We start from the raw sequence: 17,564 nt of genomic DNA, 5'->3' as shown, positions 1-17,564 counted from the left end.
GGACAAGCGCAGAAAGCTACCATTTTAATAGCAACTCAGCACCAACACCCGGCCCCGGGGCCGCCCGGCGCCTCAGCCGTTGCGCCGCGCCGCCTCGTACAGGCCCTGCACCTTGGGCACGTTCAGCTCCAGCTCATGGATGCGCGCGGGACCCGAGGGGTGGGTGGACAGGAACGCCAGCCCGCCCTGCTTGCTGCCGCTGGCATTGCCCATCTTCTTCCACAGGCTCACGGCGGCCGAGGGCTGGTAGCCCGCGCGGGCGGCCAGCTCCAGGCCCACCAGGTCGGCCTCGCTCTCGTCCGAGCGGCTGAACTGCAGCGTGAGCAGCTGCCCGCCCAGGCCGGCGGCCGCCTGGCCCAGGTCGCCCAGGCCCAGCAGCTGCGAGCCCAGCCTCAGCGCGAGGTTGGTGCCCTGCGTCTTGGCGATGCGCTCGCGCGCATGTTCGCGCAGCGCATGGGCCATTTCGTGGCCCATGATCATCGCGGCCTCGTCGTCGGTGAGCTTGAGCTGGTCCAGGATGCCGGTGTAGAACGCGATCTTGCCGCCGGGCATGCAGAACGCGTTGATCTGCTGGCTGCCGATGAGATTGACCTCCCAGCGCCACTGCCTGGCGCGGTCGTTCCACGGCGCGGCGTGCGGGATCAGCCGCTTGGCGATGGCGTGCAGGCGCTGCAGCTGCGGGTGCCCCTCGGGCGCCAGCGCGCGCTTGGCCTTGGCCTGCTGCAGCATCTGCTGGTACTGCTGCGCGGCCGAGTTTTCCAGCGTCTCGGCGGGCACCAGCTTGCGCAGGCTGGACGCCGTGCCCACGTCCACCTGCGCGAGCACCGGCGCGGCGGCAGTGGCGCCGGCCGCCAGCAGGAACGCACGGCGCGCCGACCAAGGGGACGACGGTGCAACGGAGGGAGCGGGGCAGAAAAGGCACATACAGGCAATCCCTGAAGGAATAATAAGCAGCGCTGGCGCACCACACACCAGGGCTTGTCGCCAGATGGAGGCTGGCAGGCCGGGCTGCAAGGGTGTCGGCGATGATAGACAAAACCTCCGCCCCCCATGTCAGACACATCCACTTCCTCCCCCCCCGGCCTCAGCCTCGAAAAGTCCGCGCGCACGCCCTGGCTGCAGACCCTGCGCGTGTACCTGGAGCCCGCCAGCCTGCGCATGCTCACGCTCGGGTTCTCCGCCGGGCTGCCGCTGCTGCTGGTGCTGGGCACGCTGAGCTTTCGCCTGCGCGAGGCGGGCATCGACCGCAGCACCATCGGGTACCTGAGCTGGGTGGGCCTGGCCTACGGTTTCAAGTGGGTGTGGGCGCCGCTGGTGGACCGCATGCCGATCCCGCTGCTCACCCGGGCCTTGGGACGGCGGCGCAGCTGGCTGCTGCTGTCGCAGGCGCTCATCGTGGGCGGACTCATCGGCATGGCGCTGGCCGACCCGCGCCAGACGCTCGGACCCATCGTGTGGTGCGCGCTGGCGGTGGCGTTCGGCTCGGCCACGCAGGACATCGCGCTGGATGCGTTCCGCATTGAATCGGCCGACGCCAATCACCAGGCCGCGCTGGCGGCCTCGTACCAGACAGGCTACCGCCTGGCCATGATCTGGGCCGGTGCGGGCGTGTTGTGGATTGCGGCGCGCTCCGAAGTGGCCCCTGCGGTGGGGCAGGTGGTGGCGCAAGGCGCGGCCGCGTACCAGAACGGCGCCTGGCAGGCGGCCTACCTGGCCATGGCGGCGTCGATGGCGGTGGGCGTGGTCACCGTGCTGTTCTCGCGCGAGCCCGCGCCCGTGCAACTGCCCCCGGCCAGAAACGCGGCCGAGTGGATCCAGGGCGCCATGGTGGAGCCCTTCGCCGACTTCCTGCGCCGCTACGGCTGGCACGCGGCGCTGATCCTGGCGCTCATCGCCGTCTACCGCATCAGCGACGTGGTGATGGGCATCATGGCCAACCCGTTCTATGTGGACATGGGCTTCACCAAGGACGAGGTGGCCGCCGTGACCAAGGTGTACGGCGTGATCATGACGCTGGCGGGCGCCTTCGTGGGCGGCGTGCTGTCGATGCGGTTTGGCGTGATGCGCATCCTGATGCTGGGCGCCATCCTGAGCGCCGCGAGCAACCTGCTGTTCGCCTGGCTGGCGGGTCACGGGCACGACGTGACGGCGCTCATCGCCGTGGTGTCGGCCGACAACCTGGCCAGCGGCATCGCGTCGGCGGCGTTCATCGCCTACCTGTCGAGCCTGACCAACGTGAGCTACTCGGCCACGCAGTACGCGCTGTTCAGCTCCATGATGCTGCTTGCCCCGAAGTTCGTGGCGGGGTTCTCGGGCGACTACGTGAATGCCTTCGGCTACGCGCACTTCTTCACGGCCACCGCGATGCTGGGGTTGCCGGTGCTGGTGCTGGTGTGGCTGGCATCCCGGGTGCAGGCAGTGCGAGCCGCACACACGTCCCCTGGCCCGGCGTCGAAGTAATCTCAAGCACGGCGCCAATGGCCTGGGCGCGGGCCCGCATATTGGCCAGGCCCTGTCCGCCGGTGCCATGACCTGCACCCGGCAGGCCGACGCCGTCGTCAGCAATCTCCAGCACCAGTTGTGGCGCAGTGCACTGCGGCTCACCCTGGCAGCGCGCGTTCACCCGCACTCGGCCGGCGTGCGCATGGCGCAACACGTTAGTAAATGCCTCCAGCAGAATGCGCTGGATCTGCAGCACCATGTGCGGCGTGAGGCCGTCCAGTGCGGGCAGTTCCTCCACCCTCCAATCCACCCGGATGCCCGTGGCCGCCAGCCGGGGCTGCAGCCGGTAGCGCAAGGTGGCCAGCACAGTGGCAAGGTCGCCGTCCACAGTCTGCATTGCATCTACCGCCATGCGCAGTTCGTCCAGCGCGGCGTTGGCATGCTCGCGCAGTTGCTGGCGGCTCGTGCGGCCCTTGCCAATGAGACTGAGCAGGCCTACCAGTTGCGAGCCGACGCCATCATGGATATCGCGCATGATGCGCTGGCGCTCCACCAATGCGGCACGCTGGGCGTGCTCGTGCTGCAGCAGCGCATAGCTGGCCTGCAGTTCCTGTTCGCGCTGACGCACCTTCTCGTCCAGCGATAGGCTCAGCCCCTGGTAGGCGCTCATCTGGCGCGCATAGCGGCTCAGGATGAGCCAGCCCGCGACCAGTGAGAAAGGCAGCGTCACGAGTGGCAGGAAGTACGATCGGTCCGCGCCCTCGGCAGCCACGCGGATCCACAGGAAGTCATAAATACCCGTGCCGATGGGGATGAGACTGGCGACGGACAGCGCGATGGCTTCGGGCTGGCGTTCCACCAGAGCTCGGTGTACTGCGAAGGAGTAGACCGTTAGCGACGGAACGATCAGCAGCGCCAGGGCCCCGGTCCACCACGCCGGGCTGCCCAGGCCAAAAGCCCCAAGCACCAATACCGCCTCGCAGCCCACCAAGGCCCAGAAGCTGCGCCGCACGAGGGCGTCATCCCAACCCATGAGGGCCAGTCCAAAACGTGCCATCAGCAGCGCGTGCATCGCGAACGAGAAGCCCATGACCGCGCCCCACAGCGGCCAGCCCAGTGGAGCGGCCTCCCACAGCCTCTCACTATGGCGCAGAATGCCAAAAGGTGCACACAGTGCGAAGTAGCCATAGACGGGATCGCGATTGAGGCGCCACAGCCCCGCCGCGATCGCCCCCGTGAGGGCCAGCGCAAACACCACGCCGACCGCGCCCCACTGCCGCCAGACATAGCGTTCGCGGTATTGCGGCAGCAGGCTCGCCGCAGGGCCGAAGCTGGGCGGGGCCAGGCCGCCCCAGCGCACCGGCTGCATCGTCGCGCGGACTTCCAGCCGCGTCGGGCCGCTGGCTGAAAGCAAGCGCGCGGGTACGGGTACCCACTGTGGCGTCTTCGTCGCATCGTGGCGGCTGTCCCCCAGCGCGCCGCGGCTCAGGAGCAGATCGCCGCCCACGTAAACCTCCACCTGGTTGCCCATGCGCGAGAAGTACAGCCCCCGCAGCACCCCGTCCGCAGGCACCGGAGGCAGTTCCAGCACATAGCGCGCCTGCCCCGCATGGCCTGGAAAGGCCTTGTCCCAGCGGTGCGGCAGCGGCACCACGCCCGACCAGGCCGGTGCGCCCTCGGGCTGTAGGTGCACCTGGGCCGTGGTGAAGGTGAGCACGTCATCCGCTCGTGCATGCGCGTGGCCAGCCAACAGCAGCGCCAGCGAAAGCAGCCATGCCGCCACGCTCAGAGCCCTACAGCAATCCCAGTTGACGCGCCTCGAAGATCGCTTCGGACCTCGAATGGACGGCCAGCTTGCTGTAGATATTCTTGACATGGGATTGGACCGTAGATGGTGCGATGCCCAGGAGTTCGGCGGCCTCGGCATACGTGTAGCCGCGGGCGAGCTTGGCCAGGATATCCTGCTCGCGTGCCGTCATGGCATCTGCCTGCTGCAACACGCCGAGGGCAGGTTTGGGTGACAGGCGCGCCAACAACTTGCGCGCAATGATGGGTGTCATCGGCGAGCCGCCCGCGCTCAGGCTGAGCACATGCTGCGCGAGGTCGTCCTCGGTACCATCCTTGAGCAGGTAGCCGCGCGCGCCCGCCTCAAAGGCGCTCATCATGTTGGCTTCGTCGCCAAACATGGTGATGACCATGACCTCCGTCCCGGGGGACAGTACTTGGCACTGGCGGATCACCTCCAGCCCCGACCCGTCGGGCAGGCCCAGATCGACAAGCAGGACATCCACGCTGTTCTCGCGCAGCCAGCCCACCATCTCCTTCACCGTGGCAGCGGTAATCGCCAGGCACAGGCGCGGTGCGCGCGCCAGGGCATGGACAAGCCGCTCGCGCGTGCGTGGATCGTCCTCCACCATGGCGACGGAAATCGGGTGAGCTGATGCCATGGATCAGAGCTTAGTGCCAAAACCCCCTGGCCCCCCCCCCATATTCATGGGATGCGCAGGAAGCAGCGTTGGAAGACAGTCTTGGCAACCGGTGGCGGACGCGAACGCGACCACCGGCGACGGTACTTCCTCCGAATCCTTCTTCCTCCCACGACCTTGTTCAGGAGACCTTCCATGCACTCTTTTTCACCATCATCCAAACATCTGGCGCTGGCCTTTGGCGGCACCCTGGCGCTGGCGCTCACGGCCTGCGGCGGGGGCTCGTCGTCCGATGCGACCGCGCCGCCCTCTCCAGATACGAAAGTAACGCTCAGCGGCACGGTGATGATCGACCAAGCCATACGCAACGCCGTCGTCTGCATGGACCTCAATGCCAATGGTGCATGCGACGCCGGAGAACCCGCTTCGGCGCGTACCGGCGCTGACGGCGCCTACACCCTGACCTACGACAGCGCCCAGGTCAGCACGGCGCAGGCGGCAGCCGCATCGCTGGTGGCGCCCATGGTGCCCGGCACGCCCAGTGATGCCGCTACCACCATCGACGCAGCCGTCCCCACGGAGGGAAACACAGCCAGGCCTTATGTGTTGCGTCAGGTACCTGGCAAGAGCGGCCAGATCAACCCTTTGACTACGCTGGTCACGGCAGGCATGGCCGCCGGTATGACCGAAGCCGCCGCACGCAGCAACACCGCGCTGCAACTGGCGATTACCGAAAGCAAGATCGACGGCTACCAAGACGAACCGGCATCCGCCGGCGTGGCGGCTGACACCGCGCGCACCACGGCGCAGGTGGTCGCGCAGGCTCTGGAGGATGGCGCCACGCTCGTGGTGGGGGACCAGCGGGCTTCCGTCGATGCGGCCTCCGGCGACCTAGCCAGCTTCACCTACGCCGACTCAACGAACTATTCATACCGCACTATCGACACTGTGGCCAAAGCCAGCGGCACGCTGGGCACCACATCGCGCGACGTGCGCGGCGGCCTGACGGCCGGCACCCCTACGCCTGCCAGCACCCTCTACAACCAGGCCTACCTCACGCCCACCGGCTGGCAGCGCTGCAATGACAGCGTGGACCTGCAGGGCACGCTCGGCTCGCCCAGCCGCAGCACGTTCTGTGGTGCCCTCGTGCAGGCAGGCTTCACGGTGCGCGAGCCGATCGAAGCCAAGGGCATGGCCGCCGTAGTAACGGACCTGCAGGCTGACGCTGCCACCAACACCATCTACAGCAACGGAACCTCCACGGCCACGCTGGTAGGCAGCCTGGGCACCGCCGTTTTTCCCGCGGGTGCCAGGCTGCACACCCGCTACAACCTGTCCGTCTCGCATCCGGTCTACATCAACAGCATCAGCACGGACGCACGCCCGGCTTCAGAATCGACGCTGGAAAAACTCATCGCCGCTCGGCCTGCGGCGTCCGTGAAGCTGGCCACCGGCGCAGGCACCCTGGGGTTGGGCCTTTCAAGCGGCCCAACCCGCGCACTGCGCGTCGCGTTCACGGGCACGGTCAATGCCACGTCGGGTACTGTTCAGTTCTACGAATGCGACCTCGACGGCACGCAGACAGTGCTTTCCAACTGCTCAACGACGCAAACCGGCACCTATGCCATCGAAACCTTGCACGGGACGCGTGTGATGCGCTTTGCGGGTCATGCGCCGACGACAATGAACCACACCCGTGGCTACGCTGAAGTGGCGAACGCGCCCACCGTGACTAGCAGCAGCAGTGTGTACCTGGTGCGCGAAGGCAAGGCCGACGGGTCATCGAGCTTGACCGCCTTGCGGCGCCTGAATGCTGTGGCGTGGGCCGCCATGCGCTCGCAATTGGGGCTGTAGCCCGGCACTGCGTACGACGCCAAGGCTGAGGCTCCCTTCGGGGAGCCTTTTTCGTACTAGGAATCGCCTCTGGCACTTGATGGATAAACACCTAACGCTACAGCATCAACGGCCAACCGCAACCATTGTCGGCCCCAGCCCTTTACGGCAGCTTTACAAGGCCGACAACGCCGTTTGACGCCCTGCCCGCACTATCGGGGGCCTCCCACTACACTGCCCCCATGAGCTCCCAACTGCTGATGATCGAAGACGACGCCCGCCTCGCGCAGATGGTGGGCGAGTACCTGGGCCAGTCGGGCCTGCAGGTCACGCACCGCGCGGACGGCAAGAGCGGCCTGGCGCAGCTGCAGGGGCCGGACGCCGGGCCGTTGCCCGACCTCGTGATCCTGGACCTCATGCTGCCCGACATGGACGGGCTGGAGGTGTGCCGCCGCATCCGCTCGCTGCAGGGCAGCGCGGCGCAGGTGCCGGTGCTCATGCTCACCGCCAAGGGCGACCCCATGGACCGGATCATCGGCCTGGAGCTGGGCGCCGACGACTACCTGCCCAAGCCTTTCGAGCCTCGCGAGTTGCTGGCGCGCATCCGCGCCATCCTGCGGCGCCGCACCGATGGCGGCGGTGCCTCGGCGGCCACGCAGGTGCTGCGGTTCGGCACGCTGGAGATCGACCGCGACGCGCGCACCGTGACCGTGTCCGGCGAGCTGGCCGACCTCACCTCCTACCAGTTCGATTTGCTGGTGGCCCTGGCCGAGCGCGCGGGCCGCGTGCTCACGCGCGACCAGATCATGGAGGCCGTGCGCGGCCGCGAGCTGGAGGCGTTCGACCGCTCCATCGACGTGCACATGGGCCGCATCCGTGCCGCCATCGAGGCCGACGCCAAGAACCCGCGCCGCATCCTCACGGTGCGCGGCGTGGGCTATGTATTCGCGAAACAACAAGACTGACCGGTGGAGCGCGGCCCTGCCACGGCGCGCACCCCGCTTTGCTGAATGTCCCTCTCCACCCCCTTCTCCCGCCGCCTGTATCTGCGCATCTGGCTGGCCGTGGTCGGCGGCATCGCGGTGCTGACGCTGACCGTGGGCTGGGCCTGGCGCATGGCCGAAGAGCAGAAGGCGCAGAACGCGCAGCCTTTTGTGCCGCCGTCGCGCGAGATGGTGCTGCGCGACCCCGCCGGCAACCTGGTGCTGCGCGGCCTGGCCACGCGCCAGCCCAGCGAACCCGGCGAAGGGGCCGAGTTCCATATCGAGTCGGGCACCGGCCAGCCGTTCGTGCTGCAGATGGCGCCCCGCCAGCCGCGCGGCGAACGCGGCGGCCGGCCCGGCGGCCCCAATCAGGGCGACGCGGCTTTCTGGACCCGGCCGCCGTTCGGCTTCCTGTGGCTGCTGGGCATCGTGAGCCTGGCGGTGGCCGTGGGCGTGTACCCCATCATCCGGCGCCTGACCCTGCGGCTGGAGGCGCTGCAGCGCAGCGTGCAGAAGTTCGGCGAGGGCGACCTGTCGGTACGCGTGCCCGAGCAGGGACAGGACGAGGTGGCCGACCTCGCGCGCCAGTTCAACGCCGCCGCCGCGCGCGTGGAAACGCTGGTCAAGTCGCACAAATCCCTGCTGGCCAACGCCTCGCACGAACTGCGCTCGCCGCTCACCCGCATCCGCATGGGCATGGAGCTGATGGGCGGGCAGCAGCCCTCGCCCGCGTTCCGCGAGGAAATCCTGCGCAACATCGCCGAGCTGGACCAACTGGTGGACGAGATCCTGCTGGCCAGCCGCCTCGATGCGCGCGAGGCCGACGTGGGCACCGTGGAGCTGGTGGACCTCATCGGCCTGGCCGCCGAGGAGTGCGCGCGCGTGGATGCCGACCTGGATGTGAGCTCCAGCGCCGACTCCGTGGACGTGCGCGGCGTCTCCAAGCTGCTGCGCCGCGCCATCCGCAACCTGCTGGAAAACGCCCGGCGCTACAGCACGGGCGAGATCACGGTGGTGGTGCACCGCCGCCAGGGCCACGCCGAGGTGCGCGTGTGCGACCGGGGACCAGGCGTGCCAGCCAGCCAGCGCGAACGCATCTTCGAGCCCTTCTACCGCCTGCCGGGCGCCAGCGAGCGCGCGGGGGGCGTGGGCCTGGGGCTGGCCCTGGTGCGCTCCATCGCAGGGCGCCACAACGGCACCGTGCACTGCGAGGACCGCGAGGGCGGCGGCGCCTGCTTCGTGCTGCGCCTGCCGGTCAGCACGGCGGGCGCCAGCGCCATGCCATGACGCCGTAGAGCACGGCCCCCAGCACCAGCACCGAGCCCGCCACGCCCAGCGCCCAGTCAAAACCCTGCGCCTGCGAACCCGCGCGTGCCAGCAGCGCCGCCGCCATGGGCGGCCCCACGATCTGGCCGATGCCATAGAGCGCGGTCATCAGGCCGGTGAAGCCCGCGCCCGCCTGGGGCCACTGGTGGCGCGCCTCCTGCAAGGCAAAAAACGTGATGGCGGTGAACGGCAGCCCCAGCAACAGGCTGCCCAGCGCGAACCCCGCGCGCCCCGGCCAGAGCAGGCCCAGCCCGATGGCCGCCGCCTGCAGCAGGTAGGCCCAGGCCAGCAGCATGCGCCGGTCGCGGGTGGGTGCGATCCGTGTGGAGAGCAGCGCGCCCAGCGCCACGCCCGCGCCGAAGAGCGGCCAGAACAGGTCGGGCCAGACCGATCCGGCGGGCAGCGCCGCGCGTGCGATGACGGGCAGGAAGGTGGCCGTGACGATGTACCCCAGGCCCGCGAGGCCGTAGGCCACGGCCAGGAGGGTCCGCTCGGCCACGGGGCGCGCGGGCGCAGAGGCGCCGCCTGCGGCCCCCGCCGCCCCCGCGGCCGGGGCGTCCACCCCCTGGAACACCGCCCACGCCCCCGCGCACAGCACGGCCGCCAGTGCGCTGAAGGCCGCCCAGCCCGCCGCGGCGCTCCAGCCCGCAGCCACCATGGCGCTGGTGGGCAGGCCGGTGATGACGATGCCCAACCCCGGCCCGCAGAAAATCAGCCCCCCCAGGGCCGGGCGCCCCAGGTGCGCCAGCCGCCCCATGCACCAGTTGGCCGTGCCCAGGAACACCAGCGCGCTGGCCACGCCCGCGAGCAGGCGCAGCAGGGGCCAAAAGGCCGGCCACGGCACGGCCAGCAGCCCCGTGAGCAGCACCGTGGCCACGAGCCCGCCGCGCACGAGCGCCGCGTTGCCGGGCACGCCGCCCAGGCGCCGGCCCAGCCAGGGCAAGGCCATGTAGAGCAGCGCCCCCGCGAGGTAGCCGGCGTAGTTGGCCGTGGCCAGCCAGCTGCCCGTGGCGATGTCCACCACGCCGTCGTGCAGCATCATGGGCAAGAGCGGGGTGAAGGCAAAACGGCCGATGCCCATGGCCGCCGCCAGCGCGGCCATGCCGGCCAGGGCGACCTGCAGGGCCGTGGCGCCGTCAGCGTGCCGGGAGGTGGGAGGGGAAAGAGACGCCGGGTTCACGGTGGGGACATGGGGTTGCCACGGGGAATGCTGTTGCATATCATCTTAGCAAGAGATTGAATTTTTGTAATTCATACTTTTTCATGATGGACAAAGGGCCACCTCCGCTCGACCTCGCCGCTCTCGACATCTTCCGCACCGTGGCGGCGGAGGGCAGCGTCACGCGCGCGGCCGAGCGTTTGCAGCGCGTGCAGTCCAACGTGACCACGCGGGTGCGCCAGCTGGAGTCCGACCTGGGCACCCCGCTGTTCCTGCGCGAGGGCAAGCGCATGGCGCTCACGCCCGAGGGCGAGGTACTGCTGGGCTATGCCGACCGGCTGCTCGCGCTGGCCGAGGAAGCCCGCCAGGCGCTGCACCCGGGGCCGCCCGCCGGCCGCCTGCGCCTGGGGTCGATGGAAAGCACCGCGGCGAGCCGCCTGCCCGCGCCGCTCGCGCGCCTGCACCGCCAGTGGCCCGGCGTGGCGCTGGAGCTGACGACCGCCGCGACCCGCGTGCTCGTGGAACGCCTGCGCGCGCATGCGCTCGATGCGGTGCTGGTGGCCTGGCCGCCGGGCCAGCCCGCCGACCCGGCCCTGGAAACCCGGCCGGTGTTCACCGAAGAGCTGCTGCTGGTCCTGCCCGCCGGCCACCCGCATGCCGCCGGGCCCGACCAGGTGCAGCCCGGCACACTGGCGGTGTTCGAGCCCGGCTGCACCTACCGCCGCATCGCGCAGGACTGGTTCGCGCCACGGCGCGAGCCCATGCAGCTGCTGGAACTGGGCTCGTACCACGCCATCCTGGCCAGTGTGGCGGGCGGCGGCTGCGCGGGCATCGTGCCGCGCTCGGTGCTCAGCATCTCGCCGAACGCGGCCCTGCTGAGCCAGCAGCCGATCACCACCATCACCACCTTGCTGACCTGGCGCCAGGGCTACCGCTCGGCCGCGCTCGATGCGCTGCAGCAGGTGCTGGTCGACTGACCGCCTTCAGCTCGTTTCCCCCTTTGTTTCCCACTTCATTTCCTTCTTTCTTTCACGGAACGTCACCATGCCCGACCGCAGCCTGCGCACCGCCCTCTCCCTTCGCCTGCCCATCGTGCAGGGGCCCATGACCGGTGCCGACACGCCGGCCCTGGCGGCCGCCGTGTCCGCCGCGGGCGGGCTGGGCACGCTGGGCTGCGGCATGCGCTCGCCGGCGGCCATGGCCGAGGCCGCCGCCGAGGTGCGCCGCCGCACCGACCGGCCCTTCGGGCTCAACCTGTTCGTGCAAGACACACCCGCGCCCGATGCCGCCACCGTCGAGCAGGCGCTGGCCCGCGTGGCCCCGCTGTACGCCGAGTTCGGCCTGCAGGCCGCCGTGCCCGCGCGCTGGTGCGAGGACTTCCCTGCGCAATTCGAGGCCCTGGTCGAGGCCCGGCCCGCCGTGGCGAGCTTCACCTTCGGCATCCTCACTGCCGCGCAGGTCGAGCGCCTGCACCACGCGGGCTGCTACGTGATCGGCACCGCCACCACGGTGGCCGAGGCCCTGGCCTGGGCCGACGTGGGGACCGATGCGGTCTGCGCGTCGGGGATGGAGGCCGGGGGCCACCGCGGCACCTTTTTGCCCACGGGCCGGCCGCAGGCCGAAGGGCTTGCCCCCGCGGACGCCACCGTGCGCGCGGGCGTGCCATCGCAGGCCGACTTTGCCGCCGCGATGGTGGGCGCGCTCGCGCTGGTGCCACAGTGCGTGGATGCGCTGCGCCCACGCGGCGTGGCCGTGATCGCGGCGGGCGGCATCATGGATGGGCGCGGCATCGCCGCCGCGCAGGCGCTGGGGGCCGAGGCGGTACAGATGGGCACGGCCTTCCTCGCCTGCGACGAATCGGGCATCGGCCGCGCCTACCGCGACGCCATGGCCCAGGCCATCGCCACCGACACGCGCACCACCCGCGTGTTCTCGGGCCGCCCCGCGCGCGGCATCGTCAACCCCATGCTGCAGCGCCTGCATGCGCACGAGACGGAGGTGCCGGCCTACCCGGTGCAGAACGCCCTCACCGGCGCCCTGCGCCGGGCCAGCGCCGAAGCCGGCCGCGCAGACTACCTGTCCCTGTGGGCCGGCCAGGGCGTCGCCGCGGTGCGCCCCATGCCCGCCGCCGCGCTGGTGGCCGCGCTGGAAGCGGAATGGCGGACGGCGCTGGCCGCGCAGGCAGCGTTGCTGCAAGCGCAGTGACGCTATCTATTCGATAGCTGCTAGCGCTTACTGGACAAGCGCTAGCGGCAATTCAACCAGGATTCTCTGGAGAGTGATCGGGCTTTGCAACACCGTGTACGCCCTGGCTTCGACAGGCTCAGCCCGAACGGGTGGGAGTGATGGAGGCAGTGCGGACGGCCAATCCCGGTCTCTGCAAAGCGCGCGGCCCCGCCAGTGCACCCGTGGAACCGGCTTTGCCGAGCCACCGGGTGCGTCCCCCTCGGGGGATGGCGCGCAGCGCCTCAGGGGGGCTTCACTGCCTCCAGGGCAGTTCGCGCGCAGGCCCCTGGATCACCGGCGGCTGGGCATTGATCTTCTCGCCTGCGAGCACACGTTCGTACATCCGCAGGTAATTGCGCGCCATGCGCTCGGCGCTGAAATGGTCGACCACGTGCTGGTGGCAGGCGCGCGCATCGAAACGGTTGCCACGCACCGCCTCGGCCAGCACGTTCGCCTCGGCCGACAGCACGCCGCAGTGCAGCGGCACCAGCTCGGGCAGCGCGCCATAGGGCGTGGAAAACACCGGGCAGCCGAAGTACAGGCTCTCGATCACCGCCAGCCCGAAGGGTTCGTGCCAGCGCACCGGAAAGATCAGCCCGCGCGATGCGTTGAGCAAGCCCGTCTTCTGCGTGCCGCCCACCATGCCGTGGAAATGGATCTTGCGCGACAGTGTCCAGCGAAAGCCGCGCTTGAAATTGATGCGCGTGCCGCCCAGCACATCCAGCTCCACACCCGCGCGCAGTGCCACCTTGATGGCGCCGCGCACGTTCTTCACGCCCCACGCCGCCTTGCCCAGGAAGTGGTAGCGCGGGCGCGGCGATTGGAAGTCCACCGGGCCGTAGCCGCTCCAGTCCAGGCCGTTGTAGACGAACTCGGTGGAGCCATACCGCGCGGCGTGGTCGCGCGACAGGAACACCGTGTTGAGTGGCAGCGGCTTGGGCTTGCGCGCGTTGCCGTGCTCGGTCACCAGGTACGGCTTGGCCAGCTCGGTACGGGGGTTGAACTGGAAGTGCGTGATGTCCACGCCCTTCGGGATCTGCCCCTCCCACGGCTCGTCCGGGCGGATGGGCAGCACGTCGCCGAAGTCGCAGGTCGAACCCTCGGGCACCAGGTAGCTCACGCGGTGGCCCTGCTGGACGAGTGTCTTGCCCAGGTCCCAGATCACGCGCTCGGTTCCCCCGTAGCCGTAGACGGGGATGGGGGAGTTGTTGACCAGCAGGATGTGCATGAAGAATGCCTCTGTCTCAGTTGTCTATGGCTCTGTGCGAGGCCCGCAACGGTTGAAACCGGCACGGCCCAGTCCCGGGCAGCCGAGCAAGGGCCGCCCCGCAGCGAGGGCTGCGTCCCCCTGCCCGCATTGCACAGCAATGCGAGAGCGGGGGGATGCGGCGAAGCCGCTCAGGGGGGTGTCGCATCTAGAACGGCCGGCCGCAGCCGATGCGGGCACGCCGCTCGTGCAGGGCGGCCAGCAGCAGCGGGCACATGAAAAGATAGAACATGTTGCCGCTGTTGTGGGCCAGGAAGACCTGGGTGAGGCCGAAGCCGATGTACGACAGGGGCACCATCACTCCCACCAGGCACAGGGAAAGCGATTCCTTGTCCATCTTTCCCGCCCCATCGCGGATGCGCCGGGCCGTGGGCCAGAACATCGCCAGCGGAATGCCATAGAACGCCAGCAACAGCAGCACGCCGGGCAGCCCCCGCTTGGCGAAAAGATCCAGGATTTCGTTGTGCGCGTGGCCGAATTCGAGCACCACCGGGTGTGCCAGCCCGGCCGCCACGCGCCGCGCCTTCTCCTCGGCATAGCCCGCGCGGCCCCAGCCGGTCAAAGGCCGGTCCCAGCCCATCTCCCACGCCAGGCCCCAGTGCGCCAGCCGCTGCCCGACCGAGCTGCGGCCATCGCCGTGGTCCTTGTAGGTCTGCACTTCCTGGCGCGCCTCGTCCACCCGCTGCTCCACCGCGGGCACCTGCGACAACGCGGCCGCCGCCAGCGCCAGCGCGCACAGGCCCCAGTACATCCGGCGCTGCCCCGTGGTGCGCACCAGCAGCCACGCACTGACCGGCAGCAGCAGCACCAGCGCCAGCCATCCGCCCCGCGACTGCGACAGCACCGACCCCACCGCGCCCAGCACGATGGCCGCCGCCAGCAGCACCCGCTGCCACAGCACCCAGCGCTTCCACTGCACCACCAGCAACAGGCCGCTCATCACGGCCAGCAGCATGCTCAGGTTGCCGTACTGGATGGCGTTGGTGAAGCCATTGGCGCGGGGCAGCGCCTGCACGCAGATCTGGTAGATGGCCACCAGGCCGCTGCCCACCGCGCCCACCGCCACCCCCATCCACAGCCACGATGCGCGCGGCTCGAAGGTCATCAGGTAGAAGATGCAGGGCAGCGCCAGCAGGTACTTGACGGGGCGGTCCATGCTGCCCCAGCCCCAGGTGGCCCCCACGTCCAGCAGCCACAGCGCCGCCATGCAGGAAAACGCCGCCGTCAGCCACCAGGCCGCGCGCGGCGCGGGCCGGTTCCACCACACCGGCGCGCTGGCGAGCGCGGCCAGCAGCAGCACGACCGCCCCATAGGAATAGCCCGAGGGCAGCCACAGGGCCAGGCCCGGAACCATGAACGCGCCGAGGCTGGCGCAGCGCCCGAACCAGCGGTAGGCCTTCATCCGCGGATCACCCGGCCCGTGAGGCGGTCACGGTCGTACCGCAGCGCCGCATAGCGGAAGAACCCCTCCAGCGCCACGAAGAAGCAGTACAGGAAGCCCGCGCCCCCGCACAGGAAGCCCAGGCGGAACACGTACAGGCGCACGAACATGGAAGTGCCCGAAGCCAGCCCCCGCAGCACCCCCCCCCGCTGCCCGTTCTCGGCGCGCTTCGCGGCGCCGAGCATCACGTACTGCGTGAGCTTCTCCAGGCTGCCGCGCACCGTGGTGCGCGAGTAGTGCAGCAGGCGCGCCTTGATCAGGCGGCGCGGCACCTCGCCGCCACCGGGCAGCGCATGCAGCTGCGCCTGCTCGTGCACCACGCCCGTGTATTCCCGGACCATGCCGCGCACGAACAGCCGCTCGATCTGGGACTGCGAGCGAAAGTGCGTGAGCTCCTGCCCGAACGCCACCATGCGCCAGCGGATCTTCCACACGGCCTGCTCGCCCGAGCGCACGATGGCCTGCAGCTCCCGCGCGAAGGCCGGTGTCATCACTTCGTCAGCATCGAGGAAGAAGATGTAGTCGCCGCGCGCATGGGCGAGCAGGCGGTTGCGCTGCACGGCAAAGCCCTGCCAGTCCGGGTGGACATGGACTTCGGCGCCCAGGCCCCGCGCGATGGCCACGGTGTCGTCCGTGCTTCCACTGTCCACCACCAGCAGCTGGTCTGCAAAGGCGGCGCTCTTCAGGCAGGCTTCAATGCGGTGCGCCTCGTTGTGGGTCAGCACCGCCACGGTCAACGTGGGCGGCGGCGATGCGCCGCCGGCTGCAACTGGCATCAATCAATGACCGGCGTGCACGCGCTCGCCCGCCCTGAGGCGGTACACCGTTCCGCAGTAGGGGCACTTGGCCTCGCCCGTGCGGGCCACGTCCAGGTACACCTTGGGGTGGCTGTTCCAGATTTTCATGTCGGCCTTGGGGCTGGGGCAGAAAACCCCGCCCTGTGCGTTCAGGTCCTTGGCCAGGAGTTCAACGGTTGCTTGCGACATGTTCATCAGACCTTGGTGAGCCAGTGGGCGTAGTTGGAATTGCGGCCGTTGACGATGTCGAAGAAGGCACTCTGGATTTTTTCGGTGATCGGGCCCCGCGACCCCGCGCCGATCTCGATGCGGTCGAGTTCGCGGATGGGCGTCACCTCGGCGGCCGTGCCGGTGAAGAAGGCTTCGTCGGCGATGTAGACCTCGTCGCGCGTGATGCGTTTTTGCACGATCTCCAGGCCCAGGTCCTTGGCGATGTGGAACACGGTGTTGCGGGTGATGCCGTTCAGGGCGCCGGCCGACAGGTCGGGCGTGTAGATCACGCCGTTCTTGATCACGAAGATGTTCTCGCCCGCGCCCTCGGACACGAAGCCGGAGCTGTCGAGCAGCAGCGCCTCGTCGTAGCCATCGTCCAGCGCTTCCATGTTGGCCAGGATGGAGTTGGTGTAGTTGCTCACCGCCTTGGCCTGCGTCATGGTGATGTTGACGTGGTGGCGCGTGTAGCTGCTGGTCTTCACGCGAATGCCGCGCTTCATGCCCTCTTCGCCCAGGTAGGCGCCCCAGGCCCAGGCGGCCACCATCAGGTGGATCTGGTTGCCCTTGGGGGAGACGCCCAGCTTCTGCGAGCCGATCCAGGTCAGCGGGCGCAGGTAGCAGGATTCAAGCTTGTTCTCGCGCACCACGGCTTTCTGGGCCTCGTTCACTTCTTCCTTGCTGAAGGGAATCTTCATGCGCAGGATCTTGGCGCTGTTGAACAGGCGGTCGGTGTGCTCTTCCAGGCGGAAGATGGCCGTGCCGTTGGCGGTGTTGTAGGCGCGCACGCCTTCAAAGGCGCCGCAGCCGTAGTGCAGGGTGTGGGTCAGCACATGGATCTTGGCGTCGCGCCAATCGACCATCTGGCCGTCCATCCAGATCTTGCCGTCACGGTCGGCCATCGAGGGAACTACGGGGCTCATGGGTGTCCTTTTGTTGCTGTGGGTCGCAAACCGGGGATTTTACGGGGCGGCCGGGGGCTGGCCCGCCGGGGCGGCGGAACCGTCGCCTTCGGGCCGCCACAGCGTCCACTTCGCCAATTTGCCGTGGCGGAACTCGCACGTCACGTGCGACTGGGTGCCATCCGTCCAGCGGTACACCTCCGGCTCGGCCTGCGCCGGCGACAGCTGCTCGCCCAGGGACTGCGTCATGGCCACCACATGCATCAGGTTGACCCCCTCGCCGAGGCGGGCGTTGAGCATGACCGCGCTGCCCACATACCCGATGGGGCGGTTGGCGGCCTTCTTCATCACATTCATGAGCCGCGTGAAATGCAGCAGCGCCCACATGACCAGCCCGCCCATGACGGCGGCCACACCGGGCCATCCGTAGGCCATGAAACCAAAAACAACCAGCCCCACCACGCCCAGGGGCACCAGGATTTTGCGCAAATTCATGGGCGGTATTGTCATATGAGCGCCCGGGCCGCCGGCAAAGATCCCGAGGCCGGGGCG

Annotated in this window: 16 protein-coding genes; 6 read left to right on the top strand and 10 right to left on the bottom strand. The window is 69.2% G+C overall.

Annotation, left to right across the window (positions count from 1 at the left end; genetic code table 11):
• Window positions 1–72 precede the first annotated feature (72 nt).
• Window positions 73–924, bottom strand: coding sequence for a M48 family metallopeptidase (locus AC1RCS_RS00965; RefSeq protein WP_218339131.1), 852 nt, complete (start codon window positions 922–924; stop codon window positions 73–75).
• Between the two features lie 126 nt (window positions 925–1,050).
• Between AC1RCS_RS00965 and AC1RCS_RS00960 the strand changes: the two genes are divergently transcribed.
• Entirely contained in the window at window positions 1,051–2,460 is a 1,410-nt protein-coding gene (locus tag AC1RCS_RS00960; RefSeq protein ID WP_492244732.1) for an AmpG family muropeptide MFS transporter, read from the top strand.
• On the opposite strand, the gene AC1RCS_RS00955 is transcribed toward AC1RCS_RS00960, so the two are convergent.
• Both AC1RCS_RS00955 and AC1RCS_RS00950 read right to left on the bottom strand, forming a co-directional pair.
• Complete coding sequence (locus AC1RCS_RS00955) at window positions 2,351–4,318, bottom strand: sensor histidine kinase (RefSeq protein WP_492266986.1); 1,968 nt, start codon at window positions 4,316–4,318, stop codon at window positions 2,351–2,353. The two genes, AC1RCS_RS00960 and AC1RCS_RS00955, sit on opposite strands and share 110 nt — an antisense overlap.
• Window positions 4,236–4,889 (bottom strand): response regulator, encoded by a 654-nt coding sequence (locus AC1RCS_RS00950; protein ID WP_492244734.1) that lies wholly within the window; start codon window positions 4,887–4,889, stop codon window positions 4,236–4,238. Before AC1RCS_RS00950 ends, AC1RCS_RS00955 begins: the two co-directional genes overlap by 83 nt.
• Before the next feature lie 174 nt (window positions 4,890–5,063).
• Between AC1RCS_RS00950 and AC1RCS_RS00945 the strand changes: the two genes are divergently transcribed.
• The 3 genes from AC1RCS_RS00945 to AC1RCS_RS00935 all read left to right on the top strand — a co-directional run bounded on the left by AC1RCS_RS00945 (window position 5,064) and on the right by AC1RCS_RS00935 (window position 8,971).
• Entirely contained in the window at window positions 5,064–6,722 is a 1,659-nt protein-coding gene (locus AC1RCS_RS00945) for a hypothetical protein (protein WP_492244735.1), read from the top strand.
• A gap of 221 nt (window positions 6,723–6,943) precedes the next feature.
• Entirely contained in the window at window positions 6,944–7,666 is a 723-nt protein-coding gene (locus AC1RCS_RS00940; protein ID WP_218296649.1) for a response regulator, read from the top strand.
• Window positions 7,667–7,711: 45 nt separating this feature from the next.
• Entirely contained in the window at window positions 7,712–8,971 is a 1,260-nt protein-coding gene (locus tag AC1RCS_RS00935) for a HAMP domain-containing sensor histidine kinase (protein ID WP_218296648.1), read from the top strand.
• Here AC1RCS_RS00935 and AC1RCS_RS00930 read toward each other — a convergent pair.
• Entirely contained in the window at window positions 8,940–10,229 is a 1,290-nt protein-coding gene (locus tag AC1RCS_RS00930; RefSeq protein WP_492244736.1) for a YbfB/YjiJ family MFS transporter, read from the bottom strand. The genes AC1RCS_RS00935 and AC1RCS_RS00930 overlap by 32 nt on opposite strands.
• A gap of 47 nt (window positions 10,230–10,276) precedes the next feature.
• Here AC1RCS_RS00930 and AC1RCS_RS00925 point away from each other — a divergent pair, with 47 nt between their 5' ends.
• Both AC1RCS_RS00925 and AC1RCS_RS00920 read left to right on the top strand, forming a co-directional pair.
• Window positions 10,277–11,146 (top strand): LysR substrate-binding domain-containing protein, encoded by an 870-nt coding sequence (locus AC1RCS_RS00925; protein ID WP_218296646.1) that lies wholly within the window; start codon window positions 10,277–10,279, stop codon window positions 11,144–11,146.
• A gap of 67 nt (window positions 11,147–11,213) precedes the next feature.
• Complete coding sequence (locus tag AC1RCS_RS00920; RefSeq protein WP_492244737.1) at window positions 11,214–12,374, top strand: NAD(P)H-dependent flavin oxidoreductase; 1,161 nt, start codon at window positions 11,214–11,216, stop codon at window positions 12,372–12,374.
• 274 nt (window positions 12,375–12,648) lie between these two features.
• Here AC1RCS_RS00920 and AC1RCS_RS00915 read toward each other — a convergent pair whose 3' ends face one another.
• From AC1RCS_RS00915 to AC1RCS_RS00890, 6 genes are all read right to left on the bottom strand, one after another.
• A complete protein-coding gene (locus tag AC1RCS_RS00915) occupies window positions 12,649–13,623 on the bottom strand; it encodes a glycosyltransferase (RefSeq protein WP_218296644.1) in 975 nt (324 codons plus the stop codon).
• A gap of 187 nt (window positions 13,624–13,810) precedes the next feature.
• Window positions 13,811–15,064: an O-antigen ligase family protein gene (locus AC1RCS_RS00910; protein ID WP_218339137.1), complete on the bottom strand. Its 1,254-nt coding sequence runs from the start codon at window positions 15,062–15,064 to the stop codon at window positions 13,811–13,813.
• Window positions 15,061–15,879 carry a glycosyltransferase family 2 protein gene (locus AC1RCS_RS00905; RefSeq protein WP_218296642.1) on the bottom strand — a complete coding sequence of 273 codons (819 nt, stop codon included), beginning with the start codon at window positions 15,877–15,879 and terminating at the stop codon, window positions 15,061–15,063. The genes AC1RCS_RS00910 and AC1RCS_RS00905 overlap by 4 nt, the downstream gene beginning before the upstream one ends.
• A 3-nt stretch (window positions 15,880–15,882) precedes the next feature.
• Window positions 15,883–16,089 carry a zinc-finger domain-containing protein gene (locus AC1RCS_RS00900; RefSeq protein ID WP_218339138.1) on the bottom strand — a complete coding sequence of 69 codons (207 nt, stop codon included), beginning with the start codon at window positions 16,087–16,089 and terminating at the stop codon, window positions 15,883–15,885.
• Between the two features lie 5 nt (window positions 16,090–16,094).
• The gene (locus tag AC1RCS_RS00895; protein WP_218296640.1) at window positions 16,095–17,033 is read right to left on the bottom strand and encodes a branched-chain amino acid transaminase; all 939 of its coding nucleotides are present in this window, start codon (window positions 17,031–17,033) and stop codon (window positions 16,095–16,097) included.
• Window positions 17,034–17,072: 39 nt separating this feature from the next.
• Entirely contained in the window at window positions 17,073–17,507 is a 435-nt protein-coding gene (locus AC1RCS_RS00890) for a glycerate kinase (protein ID WP_218296639.1), read from the bottom strand.
• Between the last annotated feature and the right edge of the window lie 57 nt (window positions 17,508–17,564).

The sequence above is a fragment of the Acidovorax sp. GW823-FHT01C06 genome (assembly GCF_058798375.1).
This window is presented reverse-complemented; position numbering and strand designations above follow the sequence as displayed.

What these genes read in the sequence shown, in the direction of transcription:
- AC1RCS_RS00905 (WP_218296642.1), bottom strand. Translation starts at nt 15,879, where the DNA reads ATGCCAGTTGCAGCCGGCGGCGCATCGCCGCCGCCCACGTTGACCGTG.
- AC1RCS_RS00960 (WP_492244732.1), top strand. Translation starts at nt 1,051, where the DNA reads ATGTCAGACACATCCACTTCCTCCCCCCCCGGCCTCAGCCTCGAAAAG.
- AC1RCS_RS00955 (WP_492266986.1), bottom strand. Translation starts at nt 4,318, where the DNA reads ATGTCAAGAATATCTACAGCAAGCTGGCCGTCCATTCGAGGTCCGAAG.
- AC1RCS_RS00920 (WP_492244737.1), top strand. Translation starts at nt 11,214, where the DNA reads ATGCCCGACCGCAGCCTGCGCACCGCCCTCTCCCTTCGCCTGCCCATC.
- AC1RCS_RS00910 (WP_218339137.1), bottom strand. Translation starts at nt 15,064, where the DNA reads ATGAAGGCCTACCGCTGGTTCGGGCGCTGCGCCAGCCTCGGCGCGTTC.
- AC1RCS_RS00915 (WP_218296644.1), bottom strand. Translation starts at nt 13,623, where the DNA reads ATGCACATCCTGCTGGTCAACAACTCCCCCATCCCCGTCTACGGCTAC.
- AC1RCS_RS00890 (WP_218296639.1), bottom strand. Translation starts at nt 17,507, where the DNA reads ATGAATTTGCGCAAAATCCTGGTGCCCCTGGGCGTGGTGGGGCTGGTT.
- AC1RCS_RS00950 (WP_492244734.1), bottom strand. Translation starts at nt 4,889, where the DNA reads ATGGCATCAGCTCACCCGATTTCCGTCGCCATGGTGGAGGACGATCCA.
- AC1RCS_RS00945 (WP_492244735.1), top strand. Translation starts at nt 5,064, where the DNA reads ATGCACTCTTTTTCACCATCATCCAAACATCTGGCGCTGGCCTTTGGC.
- AC1RCS_RS00925 (WP_218296646.1), top strand. Translation starts at nt 10,277, where the DNA reads ATGGACAAAGGGCCACCTCCGCTCGACCTCGCCGCTCTCGACATCTTC.
- AC1RCS_RS00895 (WP_218296640.1), bottom strand. Translation starts at nt 17,033, where the DNA reads ATGAGCCCCGTAGTTCCCTCGATGGCCGACCGTGACGGCAAGATCTGG.
- AC1RCS_RS00930 (WP_492244736.1), bottom strand. Translation starts at nt 10,229, where the DNA reads ATGCAACAGCATTCCCCGTGGCAACCCCATGTCCCCACCGTGAACCCG.
- AC1RCS_RS00935 (WP_218296648.1), top strand. Translation starts at nt 7,712, where the DNA reads ATGTCCCTCTCCACCCCCTTCTCCCGCCGCCTGTATCTGCGCATCTGG.
- AC1RCS_RS00965 (WP_218339131.1), bottom strand. Translation starts at nt 924, where the DNA reads ATGTGCCTTTTCTGCCCCGCTCCCTCCGTTGCACCGTCGTCCCCTTGG.
- AC1RCS_RS00900 (WP_218339138.1), bottom strand. Translation starts at nt 16,089, where the DNA reads ATGTCGCAAGCAACCGTTGAACTCCTGGCCAAGGACCTGAACGCACAG.
- AC1RCS_RS00940 (WP_218296649.1), top strand. Translation starts at nt 6,944, where the DNA reads ATGAGCTCCCAACTGCTGATGATCGAAGACGACGCCCGCCTCGCGCAG.